This window comes from Rhodococcus tukisamuensis NBRC 100609 (genome assembly GCF_001894985.1).
GTDB classification, from domain to species: Bacteria; Actinomycetota; Actinomycetes; order Mycobacteriales; family Mycobacteriaceae; genus Rhodococcus_G; species Rhodococcus_G tukisamuensis.
Window position 1 is genome coordinate 88,551 of record NZ_BCXG01000004.1, and the last position, 26,495, is coordinate 115,045.

Genomic DNA, 26,495 nt, shown 5'->3' on the forward strand with positions numbered 1-26,495 from the left:
CACATCCGTGAGCCAGGTCACCTGAGAGTTGACAGTACGCCGCCTTTTGTCTGCGGTCTATACAAATATCCGAATTTGTAAAACGGTTCCGGGGTGGCAGGGAATCAGAGGCCCACCCCGCCCGGGCCCTCGGGCCCACCCAGGTGACCGAGTGCCTTCGCCTCGACCCCCGGTTCCGCCCGGTTCCGCCGGCCGACCATCGAGTGACGGTGCCCGTAGGCGAAGTAGACGACGACACCGATCGCCATCCAGACGACGAACCGGATCCACGTCTCGACCGACAGGTTGAGCATCAGCCACAGGCAGGCCAGCACCGCGAGGATCGGCACCAGCGGGACCAGCGGGACCCGGAAGCCGCGCGGCAGGTCCGGCCGGGTACGACGCAGCACAATCACGCCGAGGCACACCAGCACGAAGGCGAACAGGGTGCCGATGTTGACCATCTCCTCGAGGGTGCCCATCGGGAAGAAGCCGGCCAGCAGCGCGGAGACGACACCGACGATGACGGTGATCCGCACCGGGGTGCCCTTGCGGCCGGTGTGCGCCAGCTGGCGCGGCATCAGCCCGTCCCGCGACATCGCGAACAGCACCCGGGTCTGGCCCAGCAGCATCACCATCACGACGGTGGTCAGGCCGGCCAGGGCACCCAGGTTGATCACCCACTGCGCCCAGGTGATGCCGTGGTACTCGAAGGCCGTCGCCAGCGTGGAGTTCTCGCCCGCGAGGTCGGTGTACTTGACCATGCCGGTGAGCACCAGCGTCACCGCGACGTACAGGACGGTCACGATCAGGAGGGAGGCGATGATGCCTCGCGGCAGCGCCTTCTGCGGGTTCTTGGTCTCCTCCGCCGTGGTGGCCACGACGTCGAATCCGATGAACGCGAAGAACACCAGGCTGGCGGCGGCGAGCAGGCCGTACCAGCCGTAGGTGCTGCCACCCGCCCCGGTGAGGAACGAGAACAGCGACTGGTGGATGCCCTCGCCGGTGCTGCCCGGCTGCGACGGCGGGATGTACGGCGAGTAGTTGTCCTTGTTGATGTAGAAGGCACCGACGACGATCACCAGCAGCACCACGCCGACCTTGATGCCGGTGATCACCGCGGACACCCGCGAGGACAGCTTGGTGCCGGTCACGAGGATGACGGTCAGGACCGCGATCAGCAGGATCGAGCCCCAGTCCATGTCGACCGGCCCGATCGAGACCACCGTCGACCCTTCGGCACCGAGCACATTGCCCAGGTACAACGACCAGCCCTTCGCCACCACCGAGGCCGCGAGCGCGAACTCGAGGATCAGGTCCCACCCGATGATCCAGGCCACGAACTCGCCGAAGGTGGCGTAGGAGAAGGTGTACGCGCTGCCGGCCACCGGCACGGTGGAGGCGAACTCGGCATAGCAGAGGGCGGCCAGCCCGCAGGCGATCGCCGCCAGCACGAAGGCCAGCGACACCGACGGCCCGGCCACGTTGCCCGCGGTCCGCGCGGTCAGCGTGAAGATGCCCGCGCCGACGACCACGGCGACGCCGAACACCGTCAGGTCCCAGGCGGTGAGGTCCTTGCGGAGTTTGCTGTCCGGCTCGTCCGTGTCCGCGATCGACTGCTCGACCGACTTGGTGCGGAAGATCCCGGACTGCCGCCCAGACTCCGGCTTCTCGTGCACTGCCATCTTTGCCTCCTCGAGAGGGATCCAGCTGAGCCTATGACCCCGGGGCCCGCTCGAACAGGATTGCGTGGACGCCTCGCGCGTCAGGTAAGTGGGTACGGGCCCGGTTACGCGGGGGCCGTGCGGTACAGGTCGGGCTCGAGGTAGATCACTCGGGCCATCGGCACCGCCGCGCGGACCCGGGCCTCCGCCTCGTCGATCGCGGCCGCGATCGTCTCGATGTCGGATCCCGGTGCCACCGCGACCTTGGCGGCGACCAGCAACTCCTCCGGGCCGAGGTACTGGGTCTTGCAGTGGATGACGCGGTCGATCTTCGACCCGTCGACCAGGGCGGCGAGGATCCGCTCCTCCTCGTCCTCGGTGGCGCCCTCGCCGATCAGCAGGCTCTTCATCTCGATGATGAGGATGACCGCGATGACGCCGAGCAGGACGCCGATGCAGAGCGTGCCGATGCCGTCGAAGACGGGATTGCCGGTGAGCATCGACAGGCCGACGCCGCCGAGCGCCAGGACCAGACCGACGAGTGCGCCGGTGTCCTCGAGCAGCACCACCGGAAGCTCTGGACTGCGCGAGGTCCGGATGAAGCGCCACCAGCCGGCCTTCCCCTTGAGCGGGCGCGACTCCTTGACCGCGGTCAGGAAGCTGTAGGTCTCCAGGCCGATCGCGATCAACAGGATCACCACGGCGACCATGGGCGAGGACAGGTCCTCGGGGTGCTGGATCTTGTGGATGCCCTCGTACAGCGCGAACATCGAGCCGAGGGTGAACAGCACCAGCGCCACCACGAACGAGTAGAAGTAGCGGTTGCGCCCGTACCCGAACGGGTGCAGCTTGGTGGCCGCGCGGTTGGCCCGGCTCTGCCCCAGCAGCAGCAGGCCCTGGTTCGAGGTGTCGGCGACCGAGTGCACGGACTCCGCGAGCATCGACGACGATCCCGTGATCAGGAACCCGGCGAACTTGGCGACCGCGATCCCCGCATTCGCGGTCAACGCCGCGACGATCGCCTTCTTGCCTCCACTAGCTGACACTGCAGTACTCCTCCCCCGGCCGGCTTCTGCGGTCCGAGAATCGATCCGGGCGCTGACGACGGCGCGACGGCCCGACCGTCACCCGACCGAGGCGCTGAACAGCTGGGCGTCCGGGGTGGACGCCGATGCCGTCAGAACGGGGTCCGAGGCAGCGATCCACGCCGCGTCGCCCTGGTCGAGCACGAGGGTGTCATCGCCACCGCGAATTGTGACAGACCCGGAGGTGCAGAGCAGGATTCGGGGACCCGACGCGTCGAACTCCACGGCGGCCGGGTTCGCGACGCCGTCACGGGCGAGGTCGACGCGGGCGAGCGAGAACTCGGGCGCCGGCGTGTCGTAGACGTGCATGCCGGTCCCCGGCACCGGTGCCGGCAGCAGGAACGATCCGGTCAACGGCTCGAAGTCCAACACCCGCAACAGTTCCGGGACGTCGACGTGCTTGGGGGTCAACCCGCCGCGCAGCACGTTGTCCGAGTTCGCCATCATCTCGACGGCGAGGCCGTGCAGGTACGCGTGCAGGTTCCCGGCGTCGAGGTACAGGCCCTCGCCGGGCTCCAGGGTGACCCGGTTGAGCAGCAGCGACGCCAGCACGCCCGCGTCGCCCGGGTAGGACTCGCCCAGCCCGAGCACGGTGCGCACCTCGTTGGCGAACGGGCGCTCGGCGCCGGGCGCGGCGGCCAGGTAGCGGACGCAGCCGTCGAGGATCCGCGGCAGCAGCGCGCCCAGCGCCGGCTGCGGCAGCGTGATCCAGGTGGTGAACAACGCGCGCAGGCCTGCCGAATCCGGTTGCCCGGCAAGGAGTTCGATGTGGTGCGCCAGTTCCGGCACGTCGAGGGCGCGCAGCAGTTCCACGGTGCGGTGTGGATCCCGGAACCCGGCCAGCGCCTCGAACCTGGTCAGCGCCACCACGAGTTCCGGCTTGTGGCTGTCGTCGCGGTAGTTGCGTTCGGGCGAGTCCAGGGCAATGCCGTCGGCCTCCTCACGCAGGAAGCCCTCCTTGGCCTGCTCCGCACTCGGATGCGCCTGGAGCGAGAGCGGTTCCTCCGCCGCGAGCAGCTTGAGCAGGAACGGCAACCGGTCCCCGAAGCCGGTGCGGGCCCGGTCCCCCAGCTGTCCCGCCGGGTCGGCGTCGATGGCGTCGAGCAGCGAGCGGGACCCGTCGTCGGTCAGCAGCCGCGCCGGGTCCGCGGGGTGCGAGCCGAGCCAGAGTTCGGCCTCGGGATGGTCCGAGGGCACCGGCCGACCGCACAGGGCGGCGATCGCGGTGCGCGAACCCCAGGCATAGGTGCGCAGCGCACCGGAGAGCAGGTGCACTAGCTGCCGCCGATCAACTGCAGGTAGGCGGCGGCCATCCCCAGCCGCACCGCGGTCACCGCGAGCTGCTCGACCTCGGTGCGCTCGCCCCGAGCCGGTCCCGCGGCCCGTCCTCCCATGTCGCGGTCCCCCATGTCACGGCCCCCCATCTCGATCGTCTCCTCTTCCCCTGCGGCCAGCACCAGTTCGGCGTCCGGGAGGGCGGCGATCCGCCGTCCGGCGACGGCGCGCGTGCCGGACGTGGCCAGCGCGAACACCCGCACCGGGCGCACCGGCGGCGGGCCGTCGAGTTCCTCGTCGTGGAAGATCGGGTCGTAGTCGGCCGGCCGCGCCGCATCGGCGCCGGCGAAGCGGGCGCGAGCGGCCAGCACGTCGCCGAGGTCGGCCGCCGAGGCGACCGTGCCCGCGGCGCGCAGCACCAGTTCCGCGCAGTGCCGAGCCAGGGCCGTCGTGGCCGGGCCGTCCCCGGCCAGGACCACCCGACGGCCACGCATGCGGACGGCCGTCGACTTGGCGGGGTTGTGGAACACCTCGTTCTCCGGGTGCCCCCGCAGGGCCTCGGCGTCGAGCCGGTCCGCGAGCTCACCGAGGTCGGGCAGGAGGTCCCGCGCGCGTACCGACTCGAGCGCGGTCAGCACCGCCAACCCGGCAGCAAGGTAACGGGGGAAGGCGTAGTGGTCGGGCACGTGGACCCGCGGCGGCAGCAGCATCGCCCGGCCGGCGCCCGCCGCCCGCAGCGGACCCTCGTCCGGCGCCGCCAGCACCACCTCGGCGCCGCGGCGCAACGCGCCGTCCGCCGCCTCGAGCAGCCGGGGGTCACCGGCGTCGTCGCCGGCCACCACCACCACGTCCAAGGGCCCGACCCAGGGCGGCACCGCGCTCAGGTGCAGCAAGGGCAGCCCCACCCGGGAGCCCAGCGCTGCGGTGAGCACGGACGCTGCGGCCGCGGCCCGGCCGGGTCCGGTCACCAGCACCACGCTGCGCGGACGCAGCCCGGCGAGCCGGTCCAGCGCACCCTCGGTCACGGACGCGGCCGTGGCCCGGACCTGCGCGCCACCGAGCGCGGCAGACCGCATGGAACCATCGACGTCGGCGGCGACCACACTTGCCGCGTCGTCGAGGTCGAGAAGAGGTGACGGGGCTGTCATGGCACCGCTCCTTTCTCCCTCTGCCCGGGGGCAGGTGTCCGCACGCTTCGTTCCCGGCGCCCGCTTACCCGCGCACCACTGCCAGTATCTCAGTTACCAACGAATCGACGTCTTCCGACGTGCGGGCCTCCACGTTGAGCCGGAGCAACGGCTCGGTGTTCGACGCGCGCAGGTTGAACCAGGCGCCGTCGCCGAGGTCGACGGTCACGCCGTCGAGCCGGTCCACGGACGTGGTCCGCGACGCGAAGGCCGCGACGACCGCGTCGGTGCGCTCGGCGGCGTCGGCGACGGTCGAATTGATCTCCCCGGACGCCGCGTACCGCTCGTAGCTCGCCATCATTTCGGACAGCGGCCGGTCCTGGCCCGCCAGCGCGGCCAGCACGTGCAGGGCGGCCAGCATCCCCGAGTCCGCACCCCAGAAGTCGCGGAAGTAGTAGTGCGCCGAGTGCTCGCCGCCGAAGATGGCGCCGGTCTCGGCCATCTGCTGCTTGATGAACGAGTGCCCGACCCGGGTGCACACCGCGGTGCCGCCGAGTTCGGCGACCAGTTCCGGGACGGCCCGTGAGGTGATCAGGTTGTGGATGACGACCGCCCCCGGCTCCTTGGCCAGTTCACGCTCGGCTACCAGTGCGGTGACCGCGGACGGCGAGACCGGGTTGCCCAGCTCGTCGACGACGAAGCAGCGGTCCGCGTCGCCGTCGAAGGCCAGTCCGATGTCCGCGCCGGTCTCGCGCACGTACGCCTGCAGGTCCACCAGGTTCTTCGGGTCGAGCGGGTTCGCCTCGTGGTTCGGGAAGGTGCCGTCGAGTTCGAAGAACAGCGGCCGCACCGACACCGGCAGCGCGCCGAGCACGGCGGGCACGGTGTGCCCACCCATGCCGTTGCCCGCGTCGACGGCCACGGTGAGCGGTCGCATCTGCGACAGGTCCACGAGCCCGCGGACGAACGAGGCGTACTCGTCGAGCACGTCCTGCTCGGTCACCGAGCCGGTGGCGCCGTCGTGGGACGGGACGCCGGCGATCACCTCGGCGGCGACGGTGGCAAGTCCGGTGTCCTGGCCGACCGGCTTCGCGCCGGCCCGGCACAGCTTGATCCCGTTGTAGCGCGCGGGATTGTGGCTCGCGGTGAACATGGCGCCGGGGCAGTCCAGGAGCCCGGACGCGAAGTACAGCTGGTCGGTGGAGGCCAGCCCGATCATGACCACGTCGAGGCCCTGGGCGGTCACCCCGTCCGCGAAGGCCTGAGCGAGTTCCGGTGACGAGGCGCGCATGTCGTACCCGATGGCCACCCGGGTCGCGGCCTGCGCCGGATCCGGGGTGTCACGGACGAGCCGGGCGAACGCGCCCGCCACGTCGCGAACGAAGTCGGCGTCGATCTGTTCACCGACCACCCCGCGCACGTCGTATGCCTTGATCACGGCATGGACGGATTCGGCGGAACGTGCCACTGCATTTCTCCTGCGTTCGGGGATTGTTTTCTCGCGCGCTGTCTCGGTGGGAAGCCTAGTGCCCCAGACCGGACACGCGGAATCAGCGGCCGACGCCGCGGCGGGACCGCATGGTGGATTCGAAGATCAGCTGGTGGGGTCCGGCAGCACCCGCAGGTGACCGCGACGTCCCGTGCGCGGCGCGGAGACGGCCGGAGCCGCATGCTCGACACCGCGGGACTCGACGTGGACGCGTTCGCCCCGGCCGGCCTCGCGCACGGCCTCCGCCAGTGCGGTCAGGTCGTCCTCGTCGGGGCTCGTGGCGAATCCACCCTCGTAACGAACCAGTTCCCAGCCCTTCGGCGCGGTTATCCGGGAGGCGTGCGCATCGCACAGATCCCAGGAATGCGGCTCCGCCACCGTCGCGAGCGGACCGACGACCGCGGTCGAGTCGGAGTAGACGTACGTCAGAGTCGCAACGGCAGGGTTCTTGCAACCCGGCCGGCAGCATCGACGTAGTGATATCACGAGAGTGAGGGTATCCCGCCGCTCCGCCAACTCCTACTCGGACACACCGAGTGACGATCGCGGTCGGTAGGATTGACACTCATGCGCAGAGCCCGACACGGTCGACCACTGAGTTCCCGATCGGCGGCTCGCCGGGGACGCGGGATCCGCGGACCGCTGCTGCCCGCGAGCGTTCCGGCATGGCGCAGCCGCGCGGAGAAGTTCGACCTGCTGGTGCTGGAGGCGTTCGCACCGATCGACGCCCGCTGGCACGACCGGATCGCCAAGCTCGACATCGCGGTCGACGAGGTGCCGAAAATTCGTGCACTGGACCCGGATTCGGTGACCTGGCCGCCCGAGGTGGTGGCCGAGGGACCCGTCCCGCTGTCACGGCTGGTGCCCGCGGGCGTGGACCGGCACGGCGCCGCGACCCGGGCGCGACTGGTGCTGTTCCGGCGCCCACTCGAACTGCGAGCCAAGCGCCAGGAGGACCTCGTCGATCTGCTCAACGAGGTGCTGGTGCGCCAGGTGGCCACCTACCTCGGAGTGGACCCCGAGGTGGTCGACCCCGACCTCACCGAAGACCCCGACGACTGACGGTCCGACAACCACACCGAAAACGTCAGTGTCGGTTGATGACTGACCTCAACGGCCGGAAACTCGGTACGGCTGCGCCGACAGTAGTCGACGCAGCCGTACCGGACTCCCCGTTGTTCTAGACGATCCCCCGCTTGAGGCGCCGGCGCTCACGTTCCGACAGGCCGCCCCAGATGCCGAACCGCTCGTCGTTCGCGAGCGCGTACTCGAGACATTCCCCCCTGACCTCGCAGCCAAGGCAGATGCGCTTGGCCTCGCGGGTCGATCCCCCCTTCTCCGGAAAAAAGGCTTCCGGGTCGGTCTGCGCACACAGCGCGCGTTCCTGCCATTGGTCTTCGATGGCCTCGAACATGTCGTCGAAGCCGGTTTGCACCAGACTCAGCACCGGACGGACGACCCCCATGTCGTCCTGCGTCTGACTGACGCCCAGTGCCGTGCCCCCCGTGGCATCGATCTGCGGTTCCCCTTCAATGGCGCTCGGGAGAGTTAGTGATTCCTCGTACTGGATGGACATCATGCCGCCTCCTCACCTCTTGATTAGCGCAGAAATTTCATGAACAGTCGGGACTCCCGACCATGTCATTCGAAATGAAACAGACGTTCGAATCGCTACCCATCACAATGGATCTCGGATGATGAGCATGGAATGACATAGGTGTGATTAGACACGCCCAGCTACCGAGGGTCAAGCTGTCAGCTAATTTTCCCTTACCATCCCCGACGGGTGATTCCGGACTGCTGCGCATATGTCCGGTTCTGCGCGTGTCGTGGTCGGCGCATGACGCTGGCACGGTGCCACTCGGTGGCACCGACGCTGGCCGCATAGGCTCTTGCGCGTGAGAGTCACTGTATTGGTAGGCGGAGTCGGCGGGGCGCGTTTTCTGCAGGGAATTCGCAGTCTGCTCGCAGAATCGGGCGAAGCGGTTGAACACGAAATCACTGCGATCGTCAACGTCGGCGACGACGTGTGGATGCACGGGCTGCGAATCTGCCCGGACCTGGACACCTGCATGTACACCCTCGGCGGGGGCATCGACCCCGAACGCGGGTGGGGCCATGTGGGCGAAACCTGGAACGCCAAGGAGGAGCTCGCGGCGTACGGCGCCAAGCCCGACTGGTTCGGCCTCGGCGACCGCGACATCGCGACGCACCTGATCCGGTCTCAGATGCTGCGCACCGGATACCCGCTGTCCGCGGTGACCGAGGCGCTGTGCAACCGCTGGCAGCCCGGGGTGCGGCTGATCCCCGTCACCGACGACCGCAGTGAGACGCACGTCGTGATCACCGATCCGGCCGACGGCGAACAGCGAGCAATTCATTTCCAGGAATGGTGGGTGCGGCACCGGGCCCAGGTCCCGACCCACAGTTTCGTCCACGTCGGCGCGGACAAGGCGGCACCCGCACCGGGCGTGATCGACGCCCTGGAGAATGCGGATGCGGTGCTGCTGGCGCCGTCGAACCCGGTGGTCAGTGTCGGCGCGATCCTCGCCGTCCCCGGCATCCGGGGTGCGCTGCGGACCGGACGCGCCAAGGTGGTGGGCCTGTCCCCCGTCATCGACGGCAAGCCGCTGCGCGGCATGGCCGACGAGTGCCTGGAGGTGATCGGCGTCGAGACCTCCGCCGAGGCAGTCGGGCGCTACTACGGCGCGCGATCGGACACCGGAATCCTGGACGGCTGGCTGATCCACGACACCGACACCGCCGACGTCCCCGGCGTGGCGGTCGAGGCGGTCCCGCTGCTGATGACCGATCCGGAGACCACTGCGGAGATGGCGCGGGCGGCGCTGCGCCTGGCCGGGGTGTCGGTGTGAGCTCCGAGAACGACACCGACACCGGCACCGCCGGCGTGGGCGACCACGGCGCCGGCGCGGCCATCGAGATCCTCCCGGTGCCGGGTCTGCCCGAGTTCCGGCCCGGCGACGACCTGGCCGGCGCACTCGCCGAGGCGGCGCCGTGGCTCCAGGGCGGCGACGTACTGGTCGTCACCAGCAAGATCGTCTCGAAGGTGGAAGGCCGAATTGTGACCTCCCCCACCGACCCTGACGAACGCGACGCGGCCCGCCGCGTCCTCGTCGATCAGGAGGCCGTGCGCGTCGTGGCTCGCAAGGGCCGCACGCTGATCACCGAGAACCGGCTGGGCATCGTCCAGGCCGCATCCGGAATCGACGGGTCCAACGTGCATCCCGCCGAGCTCGCCCTGCTGCCCGAGGACCCCGACGCGAGTGCACGGGCACTGCGCGTGCGGCTGGCCGAACTACTGGGAGTGTCGGTGGCGGTGGTGATCACCGACACCATGGGCCGGGCCTGGCGGATGGGCCAGACCGACGCCGCGATCGGCGCCGCCGGGCTGCCCGTGCTGCACGGCTACGCCGGCTCGGTGGACGCCCAGGGCAACGAGCTCTACGTCACCTCGGTGGCGATCGCGGACGAGCTCGCCGCCGCGGGCGATCTGGTCAAGGGCAAGGTCGGCGGGGTCCCCGTCGCCGTGGTCCGGGGCCTGAACCTGGCGGACGACGGCTCGGTCGCCGCCGACCTGCTCCGCCGCGGCGAGGAGGACCTGTTCTGGCTCGGCACCAACGAAGCGCTGGCCCAGGGCCGGGGCGAGGCTCTGCTGCTGCGCCGCTCGATCCGTGAGTTCTCCGACGAGGCGGTGGATCCCGAGGCGGTCCGCGCGTCGATCGCCGAGGCCCTCACCGCACCGGCGCCGCACCACACCCGCCCGGTCCGGTTCGTGTGGCTGCGGACCCCCGAGACGCGCAGGCGTCTGCTCGAGACGATGCAGCAGCGGTGGCGCGACGATCTTGCCGCCGACGGCATGAGCGACGAGCACATCGAGCGACGGGTTGCCCGCGGCAACATCCTGTTCGGCGCTCCGGAGGTCGTGATCCCGTTCTGCGTACCGGACGGCGCGCACCACTATCCGGACGAGCGTCGCACCCGTGCCGAGTCGACGATGTTCACCGTCGCGGTCGGTGCGGCCGTGCAGGGGCTGCTGGTGTCGTTGGCCGCCAAGGGGATCGGCAGCTGCTGGATCGGGTCGACGATCTTCGCCGCGGACACGGTGCGCGCCGTCCTCGGCCTGCCGGACGACTGGCAGCCGCTCGGCGCGATCGCCGTCGGGCATCCCGTCGAGGAGCTGACCCCGCGCAAGCCCCTCGCGCCCGGCGACGCCTTGCTGGAGCTGTGACCGAAATGACGGCACAGTCGCTGCACGCGTCGGCGGTGGCCGCACTCGAGAACTGGGACACCGATTCCGGCGAAGCCGAGTCGTTGCGGCACACCATGCTTGCGTTCCTCGACTCGGCGCCGCTCGGTTGCCTGCGCGAGCACGCCCCCGGCCACATCACCGCGTCGTCGCTGGTGCTCAGCGAGGACCGGCGCCAGGTGCTGCTCACCCTGCATCCGCGGGTCGGCCGCTGGATCCAGCTGGGCGGGCACTGCGAGCCGGGCGACGAGACGGTGGTCGACGCGGCCCTGCGCGAGGCCACGGAGGAGTCCGGGATCGCGGGCCTGCGGATCGATCCGTTGCTGCTGTCGGCGCACACCCACCCCATCACCTGCTCGCTCGGGGTGCCCACCCGGCATCTGGACCTGAGATTCCTGGTGTGGGCCGAGGTGGGCACCACGCCGGTGCGCAGTGACGAGTCGCAGGACCTGCGGTGGTGGCCGGTCGACGACCTGCCCGACGGCGCCGAGAAGGAGACGATCGACCACCTGGTCCGGCTGGCGAACGGGCGCTGAGCCCGTCCGCCGGCCGGCGGCGACGCTAGAGCAGCAGCGTCGCCGCGGTGGCGGCGACGACGTCGTCGACGCTGATGCCGGGCGCGGTCTCGACCAGGCGCAGGCCCTCGTCGGTGACGTCGAGGACGGCCATGTCGGTGATGATCCGCTGTACGCACGCCTTGCCGGTGAGCGGCAGGGCGCACTCGTCGAGGATCTTCGACTCGCCCTTCTTGGAGACGTGCTCCATCATCACGATGACGCGCTTGGCGCCGTGGACGAGGTCCATCGCGCCGCCCATGCCCTTGACCATGTGGCCGGGGATCATCCAGTTGGCGAGGTCACCCTTGGCACTGACCTGCATCGCGCCCAGCACCGCGACGTCCACCTGGCCGCCGCGGATCATGCCGAACGACTGCGACGAGTCGAAGTACGACGCACCCGGCAGGACGGTGACGGTCTCCTTGCCGGCATTGATCAGCTCGGGGTCGAGTTCGTCCTCGGTGGGGTACGGGCCCACACCCAGGACGCCGTTCTCCGAGTGCAGGACCACCGTGATGTCCTCGGGGATGTAGTTCGGCACCAGCGTCGGCATGCCGATGCCGAGATTGACGTACTGCCCGTCGGAGAGTTCCTGTGCCACCCGCGCGGCCATCTGCTCGCGGGTCAGCTTCTGCGCAATCGTCTGAGTCATGCTCGTACCGTTCGCTTCTCGATTCCGACAGTGACCTTGCCCACGGGCACGACGCGCTGCACGTGGATACCCGGGGTGTGGATCTGGTCGGGATCCAGCTCGCCCGGCTCGACGAGGTGCTCGACCTGCGCGATGGTGATCCGGCCCGACGCGGCGGCCGGGGGGTTGAAGTTGCGGGCGCTGCGGCGGAAGACGAGGTTGCCGTGGCGGTCACCCTTCCACGCGTGGACGAGGGCGTAGTCGGCGACGATGCCCCGCTCCATGACGTACGTCTGCCCGTCGAACTCGCGGGTCTCCTTGGCCGGGCTCGCGACGGCGATGCCGCCGTTGCCGTCGTAGCGGCGGGGCAGGCCGCCGTCCGCGACCTGGGTGCCGACGCCGGCCGGGGTGAAGAACGCGGGGATGCCGGCGCCGCCGGCGCGCAGCCGCTCGGCGAGGGTGCCCTGCGGCGTCAGCTCCACCTCGAGTTCACCGGAGAGGTACTGCCGGGCGAACTCCTTGTTGTCGCCCACGTACGAGCTGACGGTCCGGCGGATCCGGCCCTGCTCGAGCAGCACACCGAGGCCGAAGCCGTCGGTGCCGCAGTTGTTGCTCACCGTCTCGAGATCCGTCGCGCCCTGTTCCAGCAGCGCGTTGATGAGGATCTCCGGCACTCCTACCAGTCCGAACCCGCCGACCGCGATCGTCGCGCCGTCGGGCACGTCGGCGACGGCCTCGGCCGCCGTGGCAATGACTTTGTCCATCATGTGAGCCAGCATACGACGGTTCGTGCGTAATATGAACCCCCGTCCGCATTGCGAACAATTTGGGCGCGGGCCGTTGATCGCGCCCGCGGAACGCACTACGGTTGTTCGCATAACGTAACTTCGTCCACATTCCGAACAGGGAAGGCCGAACAAGACTCGGTACCCCTCACCCGGACCGTCCCCACACGAGGTCGTCACATGCTTCATCTGCCCCCGCAATACCGGCCGATCGGCGCCGACGTGAATGCGCCGCCGGACTTCGCCGACTACAAGACCACCGCGCTGCGCAGCCCCCGGCAGCCCCTCAAGCTGATCCCGCAGCGCCTCGGCGAGGTCACCGGACCCGTGTTCGGCGAGGACCGAGTCCAGCCCGGCGACGCCGACCTGACCATCGCCAACGGCGGCGAGGCCCAGGGGCAGCGCATCGTGGTGCACGGCCGGGTCCTCGACTCGGGCGGCAGGCCCGTCCCGAACACGCTGCTCGAGGTGTGGCAGGCGAACGCGGGCGGCCGGTACCGGCACATCGGCGACAACTGGCCCGCGCCGCTCGACCCGCACTTCGACGGCATCGGCCGGTGTGTCACCGACGCCGACGGTCACTACACGTTCACGACGGTCAAGCCGGGCGCGTACCCGTGGCGCAACCACGACAACGCGTGGCGCCCGTCGCACATCCACTTCTCGCTGTTCGGCCAGGCGTTCACGCAGCGCCTGGTCACGCAGATGTACTTCCCGGACGATCCGCTGTTCTTCCAGGACCCGATCTACAACGCGGTCCCCGCCGCCGCCCGGCACCGCATGGTCAGCGTCTTCGACTACGACGCGACCGTGGCCGACTGGGCCCTGGGCTTCCGTTTCGACATCGTCCTGCGCGGACGCGACGCCACCCCGTTCGAGGACGACGAGGACCACGATGACTGACACTTCCCCCAAGAACTCCGGTGCACCGACCTACGAGGTCACCCCGGGCGACTTCACCACCGCCGAGTTCGGCGTCACCCCGTCGCAGACGGTGGGCCCGTACTGGCACATCGGCCTGCCGTGGGCGGACGGCCCCGACGCCGCCCCCGAGGGCACCCCGGACCGGATCACGCTGCGCGTCACCGTCATCGACGGCGCCCGCACGCCGGTCGCGGACGCGATGATCGAGACGTGGCAGGCCGACGCGGCGGGCCGATTCGCCCACGCCGGCGACCCGCGCGGCGCGGCCGAGCCGACGCCCGCCGGGTTCCGCGCCTTCGGGCGGGCCGGGGCGGACGAGACCGGCACCGCGGCGATCCACACCGTCAAGCCGGGTCCGCTGCCGGCCGAGAACGGCGCCGTCGAGGCCCCGCACGTCAACGTCGGCGTCTTCGCCCGCGGCATGCTCGAACGCCTGTACACCCGGCTGTACTTCCCGGAGGACACCGAGGCGCACGCGGTCGACCCCGTGCTGACGTCGCTGCCCGAGTCGCAGCGGCCGAAGCTGATCGCGAGCAAGACCGACGACGGCTACAGCCTCACCGTCTATGTTCAGGACAGCGATCCCGAGGGCGTCGAGACGCCGTTCTTCGAGCTGTGATCAGGAGCCTGGTGTGAGCAACGCCCGCGGTGCACTCTTCGATCCCGTCTTCGGTGGTGCCGCCGTCGCCGCGGAGGTCTCGGACCAGGCCTGGGTGACCGCTCTGCTCGAGGTCGAGGCCGCCCTGTCCCGGGCCGCCTCGACCGTCGGGCTGGTGTCGGCCGCGCACGCGGCGACGGTCACCACCGTCGCCGCGGCGCTCGGCGCGCCCGCCGGGCTCGACATCGCGGACCTCGGCCGCAAGTCCGCCGCCGGCGGCAACCCGGTGATCCCACTGGTCCGCATCCTGCGCGCGGCCTGTGCCGCGGAGGGCGTCCCCGCCTCTGCCGTGCACGTCGGCGCCACCAGCCAGGACGTGATGGACTCGGCGCTGATGCTGCTCGCGCACAGGGCAGGTCACATCGTGCTCGCCGACCTGCGGGCGGCGGCGAATGCCGGTGCCGAACTCGCACGAGCGCACCGCGCCACCCCGATGGTCGCGCGCACGCTCGGGCAGCAGGCGCTGCCCACCACCTTCGGTGCGCTCGCGGTGTCGTGGTTCACAGGCCTCGACGACGCGGCCACCCAACTCGAGCGGGCGCTCTGCGCGCTGCCCGGCCAGTTCGGTGGCGCGGCAGGCACTCTCGCCGCCGTCCACCCGCACGGCCTCGAGATGGCCGACGCCCTCGCCGACGAACTCGGCCTCGCGCGGCAGGTGGCGCCGTGGCACACCACCCGCACACCGGTCGCGGCCCTGGCGTCCGCACTCGGCGTGGCCGCGGGCGCCGTCGCCAAGCCCGCCACCGACATCACCGCGATGGCCTCGACCGAGTTCGGCGAGGTCGCCGAGGACGCACCGGGCGGCTCGTCGGCCATGCCGCACAAGCAGAATCCGGTGGCGGCCATCACCGCACGTGCCGCCGCCCGCCGGGCGCCCGGCCTGGTCTCGACCGTCCTGTCGTCGATGGACCACGAGTTCGCCCGGGCCGCGGGCGCGTGGCACGCCGAGTGGGAGACGGTCACCGACCTGCTGCGCCTGGCGGGCGGGGCGGCACACCAGTTGGCGTCGAGCCTCGGCGGACTGCACGTCCACGCCGACGCGATGGCCCGCAACCTCGACATCACCGGCGGGCTGATCCTCGCCGAGCGGGTCACCGGAGCCCTTTCCACGCACACCGACTCGGCGCGCGAGATCGTCACCGCCGCGGCGGCATCCGGGGTCCCGCTCGACCGCGCCCCCGAGATCACCGCGTACCTGTCTGCCGACGAACTGCGCGACCTGCTCGATCCCTCGAACTACCTCGGCCACGCCGTCGACCTCGTCGACCGTGCCCTTTCTTCCCGACCCGCCCCAGCTTCCCGGCCCGCCCGAACCCCCGGAGGACCCGCATGACCGTGGACCTGCACTACGAACGCCACGGCGACCCGACCGCGCCGCCGGTGCTGCTGCTCGGCTCGCTCGGCTCGGACCTGCACATGTGGGATCCGCAGGTCCGCGCGCTGTCGAACCGCGCCCACGTGATCGCCGTCGACCACCGCGGCCACGGCGGCTCCCCCGCCCCCGCCGGCCCGTACACGGTCGCCGACCTCGGCGGCGACGTCATCGCACTGCTGGACACGCTCGGCCTGGACGCGGCGCACCTCGTGGGCCTCTCCCTCGGCGGCGCCGTCGGACAGTGGCTGGCGGCGCACCACCCGCAGCGCGTGCACACCCTTACCGTGCTGTGCACGGCCGCGCAGTTCGCCCCGGCTCAGCCGTGGCTCGACCGAGCGGCCGCCGTCCGCGCCGACGGCGTCGCGTCCATCGCGGAGTCCGTCGTCGGCCGCTGGTTCACCCCCGAACTGGCGCAGCGTGATCCGGAACTGGTGGCCCGCCACGTCGCGATGGTCTCCGGCACTTCCGACGAGGGTTACGCTGCGTGCTGCGAGGCCCTTTCCCAGTGGGACGGCCGCGCCGACCTGGCCCGCATCGCCGCGCCCACGCTGGTGATCGCGGCCGAGCAGGACGGCCCCACTCCCCCGTCCGCGCTGCGGGCCATCGCCGACGGCGTCGCCGGGGCGCAGTTCCACGTCCTGTCCCCCGGTGCGCACCTGGCGAACGTCGAGCAGGCCGGCTCGGTGACCCGCCTGGTCGAGGCGCACATCGCGGCGTCGACCCCGGTGGGTGTGGCCCGCCGCGCCGTCCACGACGCCGGGATGTCGGTGCGCCGTTCGGTTCTCGGCGATGCCCACGTGGACCGCGCGATCGGCTCCAGCACGGCGTTCACCGACCCGTTCCAGGACTTCATCACCCGCACCGCATGGGGTGACATCTGGGCCCGCGAGGGTCTCGACCACCCCACCCGCCGGCTGCTGACCCTCGCGATCCTCACCGCAGTCGGCAACGAGCACGAGCTCGACATGCACATCCGGGCCGCCCTGCGGGCGGGCATGGACCCCGAGCAGCTCGTGGAAGTATTCCTCCACACCGCGGTGTACGCGGGTGTGCCGAACAGCAACCGGGCGTTCGCGCTCGGGAAGCAGGCCCTCGCCGACCTGGCGGGGGCCACCGAGGGGAGTACCTGACAGTGAGCAACTCGAGCGAGACGACTTCGACCGGGACCGAGCCGATCGGGGCGTCGCCCGACTACGTACAGTCGCTCGCGCGAGGACTGTCCGTCATCAAGGCGTTCGACGCCGGCCATCCGCGGCGCACCCTCAGCGAGGTCGCCAAGCACACCGACCTGACGCGGGCGACCGCCCGCCGGTTCCTGCTGACGCTCGCCGAGCTCGGCTACGTGCGCACCGACGGTTCGGTGTTCTGGCTGACGCCGCGGGTGCTCGAGCTCGGCTACAGCTTCCTGTCGAGCCTGTCGCTGCCCGAGATTGCCGGACCACACCTCGAGGCGTTGTCCGAGCAGGTCCGCGAATCGACGTCGGTCTCGATCCTCGACCAGGACGACGTGGTGTACGTGGCCCGAGTCCCGGTGAGCCGCATCATGACCGTGTCCATCAACATCGGCACCCGCTTTCCCGCCTTCGCCACCTCGATGGGCCGCGTCCTGCTCGCGGGGCTGAACAAGCCCGAACTCGACGAGTACCTCGCGCGGGTGACGCTGACGCCCCTCACCGGCCGCACCATCGACACCCCGGACATGCTCCGCACCGAACTCGACCAGGTACGCGCGGACGGCTACTGCGTGGTGGACCAGGAACTCGAGGAGGGCCTGCGCTCGCTCGCCGCCCCCATTCGCGACCGCTCGGGCACAGTCGTTGCCTCCGTAAACATTTCGACGCAGGCAGCGCGGTACTCGATCGAGGACGTGTACAACACCCTCGTTCCCGCCGCCGTCGCCGCCGCGGAGGCCATCTCGGCCGATCTCGTCCGCACCCAGCATTGACCATCTCTGCAAGGAAGTAACCATGCCTGACGCAGTCATCTGCGAACCCCTCCGCACCCCCGTCGGCCGATTCGGCGGCGTGTTCCGCGACATCGCCCCCGAGGACCTCGCGGCCACCGTGATCACCGAACTCGTCACCCGCACCGGCATTTCCGGCGCCGACATCGACGACGTGATCCTCGGCCAGGCCTCCCCCGGCGGCGAAGCGCCCGCGATCGGCCGGATCGCGGCTCTCAATGCCGGCCTCGGCGTGGACGTTCCGGGCCTGCAGGTGGACCGCCGCTGCGGCTCCGGGCTGCAGGCGATCATCCAGGCCGTGATGCAGGTGCAGTCCGGCGGCAGCGACCTCGTCCTCGCGGGCGGTGTCGAGTCGATGAGCCAGGCCGAGTTCTACGCCACCGGAATGCGTTACGGCGTCCGCGGCGAGTCGCTGGCCCTCAACGACCGGCTGGCCCGGGCCCGCGTCACCGCCGGCGGACGGAACTACCCGGTTCCCGGCGGCATGATCGAGACCGCCGAGAACCTGCGCGCCGAGTTCTCCATCAGCCGTGCGGACCAGGACGCGCTCGCCGTGGCGTCCCACCAGCGGGCCGTCGCCGCGCAGCGCAGCGGCGTCTTCGCGCAGGAGATCGTCCCGGTCGCGGTGCCGCAGCGCAAGGGCGACGCCCTGATGGTCGACACCGACGAACACCCCCGAGCCGACACCACCGTCGAGTCGCTCGCGAAGCTGCGCCCGATCCGCGGCAAGGTCGACCCCGACTCCACCGTCACCGCCGGCAACGCCAGCGGCCAGAACGACGGTGCCGCAATCGCAATCGTCACCACGCCGGAGAAGGCGAATGCCATCGGGCTGCGTCCGCTCGCCCGGCTCGCCAGCTGGGCCGTGGCCGGTGTGCCGCCGCGGACGATGGGCATCGGGCCGGTGCCGTCCACCGAGAAGGCGCTGAGCCGCCTGGGCCTGTCGCTGTCCGACATGGACGTCATCGAGCTCAACGAGGCGTTCGCCGCGCAGGCCCTCGCCGTCCTGCGCACGTGGGACCTCGAGGCCGACGACCCGCGCCTGAACCCCAACGGCTCGGGCATCTCCCTCGGCCACCCGGTCGGCGCGACCGGCGCCCGCATCCTCGCGACGCTGCTGCGCGAGATGGACCGTCGTGAGGCTCGGTACGGCCTCGAGACCATGTGCATCGGCGGTGGCCAGGGCCTGGCGGCCGTCTTCGAACGCATCGGCTGACACCGCAGAGCGACACGCGAAATGGCCGGCCCCCTTGCGGGACCGGCCATTTCAGTGTTCCGGGACGAGCCCGTCAGACCGCGGATCAGCCCAGCGGGGTGCCCACGTAGTTCTCGGCGATCAGGGTGCGGCCGGCGACCGAGCGGGTCACCATGTCGAGCTCGGCGACCTGACGCTTGTGGTCGAAGCCGGACGCGTCGGGCAGGCGGTGCATCATCGACGACATCCACCAGGAGAAGTGCTGCGTGCGCCAGATTCGCGGCAGCACCGTCTCTGTGTAGGCGTCGAGCGGGCCACGGTTGCCGGTCTCGAAGAACTCGGCCATGCCCTTCGAGAGCACGTAGACGTCGGCCACGGCCAGGTTCAGGCCCTTGGCGCCGGTCGGCGGCACGGTGTGCGCGGCGTCGCCGGCGAGGAAGAGGTTTCCGTGCTGCATCGGCTCGCACACGAAGCTGCGGAACTGCAGGATCGACTTCTCGAAGATCTTGCCGTCCTTGATCTCCGCGCCCTCACCGTCGACCCGGGCGTGCAGCTCGGACCAGATGCGGTCGTCGGACCAGTTGTCCACCGAGTCGTCCGGGTCGACCTGGAGGTAGTGCCGCTGGACCTGCGGGGTGCGGGTGCTGATCAGCGCGAACCCACGCGGGTGGTTGGCGTAGATCAGTTCCTCGGACGACGGCGGCGCCTCGGCGAGGATGCCGAACCAGGCGAACGGGTACTGACGGAAGTGGTCCTGGCGGATGGCCGGCTCGGGGATGAGCTTGCGGGTCTTGGTGCGCGAGCCGTCGCAGCCGCCGACCAGGGCGCAGGTGACGGTCTGCGGATTGCCGTCCGTGTCGGTGTACGTGATGTACGGCTGGTCGGAGGTGTGGTCGTGGACCTCGACGTCGGAGACGCCGAACCGGATGTCGCCACCGTCCGCGATGCGCTTGGCAATGAGGTCCTTGAGCACCTCGTGCTGCGGGTAGACCGTCACCGCGCGGCCGTCGGTGAGCTCGTCGAACGCGATGCGGTGCCCGCGACCGCCGAACCGCAGCTCGATGCCGTGGTGCTCGAGCCCCTCGACCTTCAGCCGGTCGCCGAGGCCGGTCGCGGTCATCAGGTCGACGGTGTTCTGCTCGAGCACGCCCGCACGGATGGTGCCCTCCACCTCTTCCCGGGTGCGGGCCTCCAGCACGACGGATTCGATGCCGCGCAGGTGCAGCAGGTGGGACAGCATCAGTCCGGCCGGGCCGGCGCCGACGATGCCGACCTGGGTGCTCGGGTTGGTCATACGATTACTCCTCGGTAGCTCGTGATCGCCACCACTGTTCCCGCGACGGTTCCGGTGCGATACCGCGACTTTCACTCAGTGAAAGAATTCTCCGCCGCCGACCCTGAGACGTCCGTCACGCCATTCCGCGCGAGATGCCCCGCGCGGCGGCCCGCAGGGCGGGGATGAGCGGGGCCGGATCGTCGGCCGCCCGGACGACGACGGAGATGGACGCGACCACGGCACCGTTGGCGCGCAGGATGGGCGCCGCGACCGCCAGCGTGCCGACGTTGAGGTGCTCACGGCACACGATGTAGCCGGCGCGCCGGATCTCGGCGAGCGTCGACCGCAGCCGGTGCTCGGTGGTGATGGTGTTCGGGGTGAACCGGGCCAGCCCGGCCTCGAGGACCTCGGCCAGCAGATCGGCTCCCCCGTGCGCGAGCAGGACCAGCCCGCCGCTCGATGCGTGCAGGGGCAGCCGACCGCCTGCGCGCCCCACCACAGTCACCGCCCCACGTGCGGAAAGTCGCTCGATGTACAGGGCCTCGAGCCCCTCGCGCACGATCAGCTGGACGTTCTCGTGGGTAGCCTCGTAGAGGTCCTCGAGGTAGGGCATCGCGACCTGCCGGAGCCCGTGCGCGCGGGGTGCCAGCGCCCCCAGCTCCCAGAGCCGCACGCCGATCTCGTAGCGCCCGTCCGCGTCGCGCTCGAGGGCGCCGTGGTCCGCCAGTTGCCCACACAACCGGTGCACCGTCGGCAACGGCAGACCGGTGCGCCGGCTCAGCTCGGACTGCGTCAGGCGCGGCCGCTCGACACCGAAGGAGTTCAGCACCAGGAAGGCCCGACCGAGCATGCTGCGGTCGACGGCGTTCACCTCACTCACGCGTCCAGTGTGGCCGCCGCGTCGCCGCGATGGCCTACCACCCCCGCGGTCCGCCCGCTTGACATTCGAATGTGATCCACCAAACAATGACGTTTGCCAAAAATGAACGGCGGTTCGCATTGCGAACGCCCGTGGATTCCGGAGAGTGAATGAGCACCATCGAACGACCGTTGACCCGCGGTTCGACCGCAATGTGGGTAGCACCGCTCTGCTGGATCGCCGTCCTCCTCGACGGCTTCGACCTGGTCGTACTCGGCGCCGTCATCCCCTCGCTCCGCGAGTACGGGGACTGGAACCTGAGCACGGGCGCCATCACCGCCATCTCGACGTTCGGCCTCGTCGGCATGACCATCGGCGCACTGGTCATCGGCACCCTCACCGACGTCATCGGGCGGCGCCGGGCACTGATCTACGCGGTGGCCGCCTTCTCGATCGTCACCCTGCTGTGCGCCGTCGCCCCGAACCCGTTCGTCTTCGGGCTGCTCCGCTTCATCGCGGGCATCGGCCTGGGCGGCGCGCTGCCCACCGCACTGGCCCTGGTCAACGAGTTCTCGAAGAAGCAGGGCGGCGGGTCGGCCTCGACCCTGCTGATGACCGGGTACCACGTCGGCGCCGTCGCGACGGCCGCACTGGCCCTGGTGATGATCGAACCCTTCGGCTGGCACTCGATGTTCGTCATCGGCGCGGCGCCCGCGATCGTGCTGATCCCGCTGATGATCCGGTACCTGCCGGAGTCGCCGTCCTTCCTGCTCTCCAAGGGCCGCCACGACGAGGCCGAGGCCATCGCCGCGCAGTACGGCCTCACCCTCGAGTCGGCGCCGGCCGCCGACGCAGCCGCCACCGCCACCAACCCGGTCAAGACGCTCTTCTCGCCGAAGTTCCTGCGGAACAGCATCGCCATCTGGGTCACCTCGTTCATGGGCCTGCTGCTGGTGTACGGCCTCAACACCTGGCTGCCGACGATCATGCGTGAGGCCGGCTACGAACTCGGCGCGGCCCTGACGTTCCTGCTGATCCTCAACGCCGGCGCCATCGTCGGCCTGCTCGTCGCGGGCCGCGTCGCCGACAAGATCGGGCCCCGCGCCGCCGCCATCGTGTGGTTCACCGGCGCGGCCATCTTCCTCGCGGCGCTCAGCATCGACGTCGCGGGCGGCATCTACGTGCTGGTCTTCCTGGCCGGCTGCTTCGTCTTCAGCGCCCAGGTGCTCGTGTACGCCTTCACCAGCGCCAACCATCCGGCGGCTATCCGCGCGACCGCCCTGGGCTGGTCCGCGGGCGTCGGCCGGGTCGGCGCGATCTGCGGCCCCCTCCTCGGCGGCGCGCTGCTCGGCGCCGGCTACGCGGTGCCCTGGGGCTTCTACGCCTTCGCCCTGGTCGGCCTGATCGGCCTGATTGCGATCTCCTCGACCCGCAACCTCGGCACCGACTGACGAACCCGACGCGCGAGAGGGCCGACCGGGATTCCCGGTCGGCCCTCTTTCGTCGGTGGGTGTCGGCTAGCTGATGGGTGCGAGCGTGGGCCGCTTGGCGCTGACGCCGTCGCCCGAGGAACTGCCCCGCACGCGCCGACCGACCCACGGCACCAGGAAGTCCTTGGTCCACGCGAGATCGGCACGCCGCCGCGACGCCTTGTCGGTGGGCAGGTCGGGCCCCAGCGAGTCCATCTCGATCCGATGCGGGGCGCCGAGCGTCCCGAGTACCCGGATCGCCATGTTCTGGTGCCCGGGGGTGGACATGTGCAGGCGGTCCCAGTCCCACATCCGCAGGTCCTGGTACTCGCCGAAGCGCCAGAAGTCGACCAGCGTCGCGCCGTGCCGGTCGGCCACCTCACGCACCAGTTCGTTGTAGATCGCGGAGCGGCCCCGCAGCTTGCCGAACACCGCCGACCAGCCCGCGTCGAACGCGGTCCACATCAGCACCGTCGCGCCGGTCGCCGTCAGCTTGCCGATCGCCTCGTCGTACCGCGCGGCCAGTGCGTCGAGGTCTACCCTCGGCCGCATCAGGTCGTTGCCACCCGCGTAGATCGTGACGAGATCGGGTTCCATCGCGATCGCGGCGTCGAGCTGTTCGTCGACGATGGGCCCGAGCAGCCGACCGCGGACGGCCAGGTTGGCGTAGCCGAAGTCGGCGTCGCGCCGGGCCAGCTCCTCCGCCACCCGGTCCGCCCAGCCGCGTAGGCCGTTCGGTCGCGTCGGGTCGGGGTCGCCGACGCCCTCGCTGAACGAGTCACCGAGTGCGACGTACCTGTGGAATACGGGTTCCTGCGGCATCATGCCCCCCAGTATTTCAGTAGCAAAGCTAAGGAATCTGGAATCAGTGCCGAATCACACGTCGGTGCTGAAGCGGACGCCACCGTCGGGCAGGGCCACGCCGGGCCACACCCGGGCGCCGCGCAGCAGTTCGCAGCGCGCGCCGATGTCGGCGCCGTCGCCGATCACGGCGTCGCGGACCAGTGCCCGCGGGCCGATCCGGGCACCGAACCCGACGATCGAGCGCTCCACCGTCGCGCCGGCCTCCACCACAGCACCGTCGAACAGGATGGCGCCGTCGAGTCGCGCCCCGGCGCCGACCTCCGCGCCCCGGCCGACCACGGTCCCGCCGATCAGCACGGCCCCCGGCGCCACTCCGGCCCCCGGGTGCACCAGTGCCTCGCCGCGCGGGCCGGTCAGCGCCGGGGACGGCGCGATGCCGCGGACCAGGTCCGCCGAGCCGCGGACGAAGTCCTCCGGAGTCCCCATGTCACGCCAGTACGCGGCGTCCACGTGGCCGAACACCCGCCGACCGTCCGCCAGCAGTCCGGGGAACACCTCGCGTTCCACCGACACCGGGCGACCCGCCGGGATCTTCTCGATGATCTCGCGCCGGAACACGTAGCAGCCGGCGTTGATCTGGTCGGTCGGCGGATCCTGCGTCTTCTCCAGGAAGTCGGTGACCCGGCCGTTCTCGTCGGTCGGCACGCAGCCGAATGCGCGGGGATCGCCCACCCGGACCAGGTGCATCGTCACGTCCGCGTCGGTGGCGGCGTGGGTGTCCAGCACCGCCCGCAGGTCGGTACCGCCGAGCACGTCGCCGTTGAACACGACCACGTTGTCGGCGCGCAGCTTCGGGAGCACGTTGCGGATGCCGCCGCCGGTGCCCAGCGGCTCGGTCTCGGTGACGTACTCGAGTTCGAGGCCCAGCTCGGAACCGTCGCCGAAGTGCTCCTCGAAGACCTCCGCCTTGAACGACGTGCCGAGCACCACGTGGGTGATGCCCGCGGCCCGGATCCGGGCCAGCAGGTGCGTCAGGAAGGGCAGGCCCGCCGTCGGCAGCATCGGCTTCGGCGCCGACAGGGTCAGCGGCCGTAGCCGCGTGCCCTTGCCTCCGACCAGCACGACCGCGTCCACCGCGTCGTTCCGCACAATCTCGTTCCCCACGATGTCATTGCCCCCAAAGTCATCCGACATGGCCGGTTGTCTCCTCTTCGTTCGCACGATTGCGCACCGCCGACGCCACGGCGATCTTCGACCGCACCGCCAGACCGCCCTTGAGCGCCCACCGCACCGGAGCCTGCCACCAGTGCGGATGCCGGTCCGCCTGGAACCGGTAGGCGCTCTGGTGGTGAGCCGGCAGCATCAGTTCGGGGTGGCGCCCGGCCGCGTGACCCTTGGTATGGGTGACCTCGGCGGACGGGACGAACACGTTGAGCCAGCCGGCCCGGCCCAGCCGGTCGCCGAGGTCCACGTCCTCCATGTACATGAAGTAGCGCGAGTCGAAACCGTTGACGGCGTCGAACGCCGCGCGGCGCATCAGCAGGCAGGACCCGGACAGCCAGCCGACCGCACGCTCGGAGACCTGCTCGTTCTCCTGACGGTAGCGCTGCGTCCACGGGTTCGACGGCCACACCGTGCCGAGCAGCGCGTGTCCGGCGCCGGACACCAGTCCGGGGACCTCGCGGGCGGACGGGTAGACGCTGCCGTCGGGCTCGAGCACCAGCGGCCCGAGCGCGCCCGCCCGCGGCCAGCGCTCGGCGGCGGCGAGCAGGGTGTCGATGGATCCGGCGCCCCAGCGGATGTCGGGGTTCGCGACGACGACGAACTCGCACGCGGGATCCAGCTCGGCGACCGCGCGGTTGATCGCGCCGCCGTAGCCGATGTTCTCCCCCGTGCGCAGCAGGCGCACGTTCGCATTCGACGCGGCGGCCGCCTCCGGCGCACCGTCCGTCGAACCGTTGTCGACCATGACGACCTGCGTCGTCAACCGGGTTGCGTCCTGGAGGCTGTCCAGGAACTCCTGGAGATGCCTGCCGGGCGAATAGGTAACCGTCACCACGGCCAGCTGCGAACTCACGCGGGCAACCTTAGTCGCAGACCGCGGGCACCTCCGCCAGGGCCGCCTCCAGCGCCGCGCGCCACGGCCGCAGCGGGGTCAGACCCGCCGTCGCCCACGCCGCCGGGGAGAGCACCGAGTAGGCCGGACGAGGGGCCGGCCGCGGGAACTGCGCGGTTCCGCAGGGCCGTACCCGTTCCGGGTCCGCGCCCACGGCGGCGAACACCGCGCGGGCGAGGTCGAACCAGCTGGCCTGCCCGGAGTTGGTCGCATGCAGGACGCCCCTGACCGCGTCGCGGCCGGCCAGCTCGAGCAGACCGGCCGCGAGGTCACCGGCGAAGGTCGGCGAGCCGACCTGGTCGTCCACCACGTCGACGTGGTCGCGCTCGCGTTGCAGCCGCAGCATCGTGGCCACGAAGTCGGATCCGGTCCCGGTGTACACCCAGGCGGTGCGGACCACCACCGCGGCCGGGTCCGCGGCCAGCACCGCCCGCTCCCCCGCCAGCTTGGTCCGCCCGTACACGGTCCGGGGACCCGTCGGCGCGTCCGGCTCGTACGGGACGGTCGCGTCGCCGGCGAACACGTAGTCGGTCGAGACGTGGACCAGCCGGGCGCCGACGCGCGCGGTGGCCTCGGCAAGGGTGCGCGGCCCGTCGACGTTCACCCTGGTCGCGGCGGGCTCGTCGGACTCTGCGGCGTCGACCGCGGTGTACGCGGCGCAGTTGAGCACCACCGAACCGGGCCGAACAGCCGCGGCCACGGCGTCGGGATCGGTGATGTCCAACTCGCCCGACCCCAGGCCGACGACGTCCAACCCGAGAGTGGCACCACGGCGGAGCAACTGGGTACCGAGCTGGCCACGGGCGCCGGTCACAAGGATCTTCGTCACATCGGAAAGTCTGGCACGCCGGTCCGAGGTCCGAGACCGGGGCCGTTTCGTCAGTAGCCTGAGACCGGGTCGAAGGGACACCGTATCGACAGGAGGACCTAATTCGTGCCGGACAGCAAGGTGCGCGGCGGCAGTACGCCGGGCCGAAGACCGCCCAGGGGTGATCGG

26 protein-coding genes are annotated in these 26,495 nt (G+C 70.7%); 11 read left to right on the top strand and 15 right to left on the bottom strand.

Annotation, left to right across the window (positions count from 1 at the left end; genetic code table 11):
* Positions 1 to 104 precede the first annotated feature (104 nt).
* The 6 genes from RT2_RS05915 to RT2_RS05940 form a co-directional block, all read right to left on the bottom strand.
* Positions 105 to 1,664 carry an amino acid permease gene (locus RT2_RS05915; RefSeq protein ID WP_072843614.1) on the bottom strand — a complete coding sequence of 520 codons (1,560 nt, stop codon included), beginning with the start codon at positions 1,662 to 1,664 and terminating at the stop codon, positions 105 to 107.
* 104 nt (positions 1,665 to 1,768) lie between these two features.
* On the bottom strand, positions 1,769 to 2,689 hold the full coding sequence (locus RT2_RS05920; protein WP_072843615.1) for a cation diffusion facilitator family transporter: 921 nt from the start codon (positions 2,687 to 2,689) through the stop codon (positions 1,769 to 1,771).
* 78 nt (positions 2,690 to 2,767) lie between these two features.
* Entirely contained in the window at positions 2,768 to 4,003 is a 1,236-nt protein-coding gene (manA, locus tag RT2_RS05925) for a mannose-6-phosphate isomerase, class I (RefSeq protein ID WP_072843616.1), read from the bottom strand.
* Positions 4,003 to 5,151 (bottom strand): tobH protein, encoded by a 1,149-nt coding sequence (locus RT2_RS05930; protein ID WP_072843617.1) that lies wholly within the window; start codon positions 5,149 to 5,151, stop codon positions 4,003 to 4,005. The genes manA and RT2_RS05930 overlap by 1 nt, the downstream gene beginning before the upstream one ends.
* A 64-nt stretch (positions 5,152 to 5,215) precedes the next feature.
* A complete protein-coding gene (locus tag RT2_RS05935; protein ID WP_072843618.1) occupies positions 5,216 to 6,598 on the bottom strand; it encodes a phosphomannomutase/phosphoglucomutase in 1,383 nt (460 codons plus the stop codon).
* A 126-nt stretch (positions 6,599 to 6,724) separates the two neighbouring features.
* On the bottom strand, positions 6,725 to 7,105 hold the full coding sequence (locus RT2_RS05940) for a DUF3499 domain-containing protein (RefSeq protein ID WP_072843794.1): 381 nt from the start codon (positions 7,103 to 7,105) through the stop codon (positions 6,725 to 6,727).
* An 81-nt stretch (positions 7,106 to 7,186) separates the two neighbouring features.
* Here RT2_RS05940 and RT2_RS05945 point away from each other — a divergent pair, with 81 nt between their 5' ends.
* The gene (locus RT2_RS05945; RefSeq protein WP_072843619.1) at positions 7,187 to 7,681 is read left to right on the top strand and encodes a metallopeptidase family protein; all 495 of its coding nucleotides are present in this window, start codon (positions 7,187 to 7,189) and stop codon (positions 7,679 to 7,681) included.
* A gap of 118 nt (positions 7,682 to 7,799) precedes the next feature.
* On the opposite strand, the gene RT2_RS05950 is transcribed toward RT2_RS05945, so the two are convergent.
* The gene (locus tag RT2_RS05950; RefSeq protein WP_169888194.1) at positions 7,800 to 8,033 is read right to left on the bottom strand and encodes a WhiB family transcriptional regulator; all 234 of its coding nucleotides are present in this window, start codon (positions 8,031 to 8,033) and stop codon (positions 7,800 to 7,802) included.
* A 484-nt stretch (positions 8,034 to 8,517) separates the two neighbouring features.
* Here RT2_RS05950 and cofD point away from each other — a divergent pair, with 484 nt between their 5' ends.
* Genes cofD through RT2_RS05965 form a run of 3 tightly spaced genes read left to right on the top strand, consistent with a single transcriptional unit; the run spans position 8,518 to position 11,422 of the window.
* The gene (gene cofD / locus RT2_RS05955) at positions 8,518 to 9,492 is read left to right on the top strand and encodes a 2-phospho-L-lactate transferase (RefSeq protein ID WP_072843621.1); all 975 of its coding nucleotides are present in this window, start codon (positions 8,518 to 8,520) and stop codon (positions 9,490 to 9,492) included.
* Entirely contained in the window at positions 9,489 to 10,868 is a 1,380-nt protein-coding gene (locus RT2_RS05960) for a coenzyme F420-0:L-glutamate ligase (protein ID WP_072843622.1), read from the top strand. Before cofD ends, RT2_RS05960 begins: the two co-directional genes overlap by 4 nt.
* Positions 10,869 to 10,873: 5 nt before the next feature.
* Complete coding sequence (locus RT2_RS05965) at positions 10,874 to 11,422, top strand: NUDIX hydrolase (protein WP_072843623.1); 549 nt, start codon at positions 10,874 to 10,876, stop codon at positions 11,420 to 11,422.
* A gap of 25 nt (positions 11,423 to 11,447) precedes the next feature.
* Here the strand turns inward: RT2_RS05965 and RT2_RS05970 are convergent, their stop codons facing one another.
* Positions 11,448 to 12,095 (bottom strand): CoA transferase subunit B, encoded by a 648-nt coding sequence (locus tag RT2_RS05970; RefSeq protein WP_072843624.1) that lies wholly within the window; start codon positions 12,093 to 12,095, stop codon positions 11,448 to 11,450.
* On the bottom strand, positions 12,092 to 12,838 hold the full coding sequence (locus RT2_RS05975; RefSeq protein ID WP_072843795.1) for a CoA transferase subunit A: 747 nt from the start codon (positions 12,836 to 12,838) through the stop codon (positions 12,092 to 12,094). The genes RT2_RS05970 and RT2_RS05975 overlap by 4 nt, the downstream gene beginning before the upstream one ends.
* Before the next feature lie 201 nt (positions 12,839 to 13,039).
* On the opposite strand from RT2_RS05975, the gene pcaH reads away from it, so the two are divergent.
* Genes pcaH through RT2_RS06005 form a run of 6 tightly spaced genes read left to right on the top strand, consistent with a single transcriptional unit; the run spans position 13,040 to position 18,995 of the window.
* On the top strand, positions 13,040 to 13,762 hold the full coding sequence (gene pcaH / locus RT2_RS05980; protein WP_072843625.1) for a protocatechuate 3,4-dioxygenase subunit beta: 723 nt from the start codon (positions 13,040 to 13,042) through the stop codon (positions 13,760 to 13,762).
* On the top strand, positions 13,755 to 14,402 hold the full coding sequence (gene pcaG, locus RT2_RS05985) for a protocatechuate 3,4-dioxygenase subunit alpha (RefSeq protein ID WP_072843626.1): 648 nt from the start codon (positions 13,755 to 13,757) through the stop codon (positions 14,400 to 14,402). The genes pcaH and pcaG overlap by 8 nt, the downstream gene beginning before the upstream one ends.
* A 13-nt stretch (positions 14,403 to 14,415) precedes the next feature.
* Complete coding sequence (locus RT2_RS05990) at positions 14,416 to 15,774, top strand: lyase family protein (RefSeq protein ID WP_072843627.1); 1,359 nt, start codon at positions 14,416 to 14,418, stop codon at positions 15,772 to 15,774.
* Positions 15,771 to 16,946, top strand: a complete 1,176-nt coding sequence (pcaDC, locus tag RT2_RS05995) for a bifunctional 3-oxoadipate enol-lactonase/4-carboxymuconolactone decarboxylase PcaDC (RefSeq protein ID WP_072843628.1) — start codon at positions 15,771 to 15,773, stop codon at positions 16,944 to 16,946. The genes RT2_RS05990 and pcaDC overlap by 4 nt, the downstream gene beginning before the upstream one ends.
* A 2-nt stretch (positions 16,947 to 16,948) precedes the next feature.
* The gene (locus RT2_RS06000) at positions 16,949 to 17,761 is read left to right on the top strand and encodes an IclR family transcriptional regulator (RefSeq protein WP_072843629.1); all 813 of its coding nucleotides are present in this window, start codon (positions 16,949 to 16,951) and stop codon (positions 17,759 to 17,761) included.
* A gap of 22 nt (positions 17,762 to 17,783) precedes the next feature.
* Positions 17,784 to 18,995: an acetyl-CoA C-acetyltransferase gene (locus RT2_RS06005; RefSeq protein ID WP_072843630.1), complete on the top strand. Its 1,212-nt coding sequence runs from the start codon at positions 17,784 to 17,786 to the stop codon at positions 18,993 to 18,995.
* An 85-nt stretch (positions 18,996 to 19,080) separates the two neighbouring features.
* On the opposite strand, the gene RT2_RS06010 is transcribed toward RT2_RS06005, so the two are convergent.
* Complete coding sequence (locus tag RT2_RS06010) at positions 19,081 to 20,268, bottom strand: 4-hydroxybenzoate 3-monooxygenase (protein ID WP_072843631.1); 1,188 nt, start codon at positions 20,266 to 20,268, stop codon at positions 19,081 to 19,083.
* Positions 20,269 to 20,383: 115 nt separating this feature from the next.
* The gene (locus RT2_RS06015) at positions 20,384 to 21,100 is read right to left on the bottom strand and encodes an IclR family transcriptional regulator (protein ID WP_072843796.1); all 717 of its coding nucleotides are present in this window, start codon (positions 21,098 to 21,100) and stop codon (positions 20,384 to 20,386) included.
* A 179-nt stretch (positions 21,101 to 21,279) separates the two neighbouring features.
* Between RT2_RS06015 and RT2_RS06020 the strand changes: the two genes are divergently transcribed.
* On the top strand, positions 21,280 to 22,560 hold the full coding sequence (locus RT2_RS06020; protein WP_072843632.1) for an MFS transporter: 1,281 nt from the start codon (positions 21,280 to 21,282) through the stop codon (positions 22,558 to 22,560).
* 66 nt (positions 22,561 to 22,626) lie between these two features.
* On the opposite strand, the gene RT2_RS06025 is transcribed toward RT2_RS06020, so the two are convergent.
* From RT2_RS06025 to rfbD, 4 genes are read right to left on the bottom strand one after another with little or no spacing between them, the layout of a single operon-like run.
* Positions 22,627 to 23,403: an SGNH/GDSL hydrolase family protein gene (locus tag RT2_RS06025; protein ID WP_072843633.1), complete on the bottom strand. Its 777-nt coding sequence runs from the start codon at positions 23,401 to 23,403 to the stop codon at positions 22,627 to 22,629.
* A 51-nt stretch (positions 23,404 to 23,454) separates the two neighbouring features.
* Positions 23,455 to 24,531, bottom strand: a complete 1,077-nt coding sequence (gene manB, locus RT2_RS06030; RefSeq protein ID WP_072843797.1) for a mannose-1-phosphate guanylyltransferase — start codon at positions 24,529 to 24,531, stop codon at positions 23,455 to 23,457.
* A 34-nt stretch (positions 24,532 to 24,565) separates the two neighbouring features.
* Positions 24,566 to 25,459, bottom strand: a complete 894-nt coding sequence (locus RT2_RS06035; RefSeq protein ID WP_072843634.1) for a glycosyltransferase family 2 protein — start codon at positions 25,457 to 25,459, stop codon at positions 24,566 to 24,568.
* A 10-nt stretch (positions 25,460 to 25,469) separates the two neighbouring features.
* Positions 25,470 to 26,327, bottom strand: a complete 858-nt coding sequence (gene rfbD, locus RT2_RS06040) for a dTDP-4-dehydrorhamnose reductase (protein ID WP_072843635.1) — start codon at positions 26,325 to 26,327, stop codon at positions 25,470 to 25,472.
* Between the last annotated feature and the right edge of the window lie 168 nt (positions 26,328 to 26,495).

Bases quoted from the DNA above. Each gene is read 5' to 3' on its own strand.
- RT2_RS05915 (WP_072843614.1), bottom strand. From the start codon at position 1,664: ATGGCAGTGCACGAGAAGCCGGAGTCTGGGCGGCAGTCCGGGATCTTC.
- RT2_RS05930 (WP_072843617.1), bottom strand. From the start codon at position 5,151: ATGACAGCCCCGTCACCTCTTCTCGACCTCGACGACGCGGCAAGTGTG.
- RT2_RS05945 (WP_072843619.1), top strand. From the start codon at position 7,187: ATGCGCAGAGCCCGACACGGTCGACCACTGAGTTCCCGATCGGCGGCT.
- RT2_RS05950 (WP_169888194.1), bottom strand. From the start codon at position 8,033: ATGTTCGAGGCCATCGAAGACCAATGGCAGGAACGCGCGCTGTGTGCG.
- RT2_RS05965 (WP_072843623.1), top strand. From the start codon at position 10,874: ATGACGGCACAGTCGCTGCACGCGTCGGCGGTGGCCGCACTCGAGAAC.
- RT2_RS05970 (WP_072843624.1), bottom strand. From the start codon at position 12,095: ATGACTCAGACGATTGCGCAGAAGCTGACCCGCGAGCAGATGGCCGCG.
- RT2_RS05975 (WP_072843795.1), bottom strand. From the start codon at position 12,838: ATGGACAAAGTCATTGCCACGGCGGCCGAGGCCGTCGCCGACGTGCCC.
- pcaH (WP_072843625.1), top strand. From the start codon at position 13,040: ATGCTTCATCTGCCCCCGCAATACCGGCCGATCGGCGCCGACGTGAAT.
- pcaG (WP_072843626.1), top strand. From the start codon at position 13,755: ATGACTGACACTTCCCCCAAGAACTCCGGTGCACCGACCTACGAGGTC.
- pcaDC (WP_072843628.1), top strand. From the start codon at position 15,771: ATGACCGTGGACCTGCACTACGAACGCCACGGCGACCCGACCGCGCCG.
- RT2_RS06005 (WP_072843630.1), top strand. From the start codon at position 17,784: ATGCCTGACGCAGTCATCTGCGAACCCCTCCGCACCCCCGTCGGCCGA.
- RT2_RS06010 (WP_072843631.1), bottom strand. From the start codon at position 20,268: ATGACCAACCCGAGCACCCAGGTCGGCATCGTCGGCGCCGGCCCGGCC.
- RT2_RS06015 (WP_072843796.1), bottom strand. From the start codon at position 21,100: ATGCTCGGTCGGGCCTTCCTGGTGCTGAACTCCTTCGGTGTCGAGCGG.
- RT2_RS06020 (WP_072843632.1), top strand. From the start codon at position 21,280: ATGAGCACCATCGAACGACCGTTGACCCGCGGTTCGACCGCAATGTGG.
- RT2_RS06025 (WP_072843633.1), bottom strand. From the start codon at position 23,403: ATGATGCCGCAGGAACCCGTATTCCACAGGTACGTCGCACTCGGTGAC.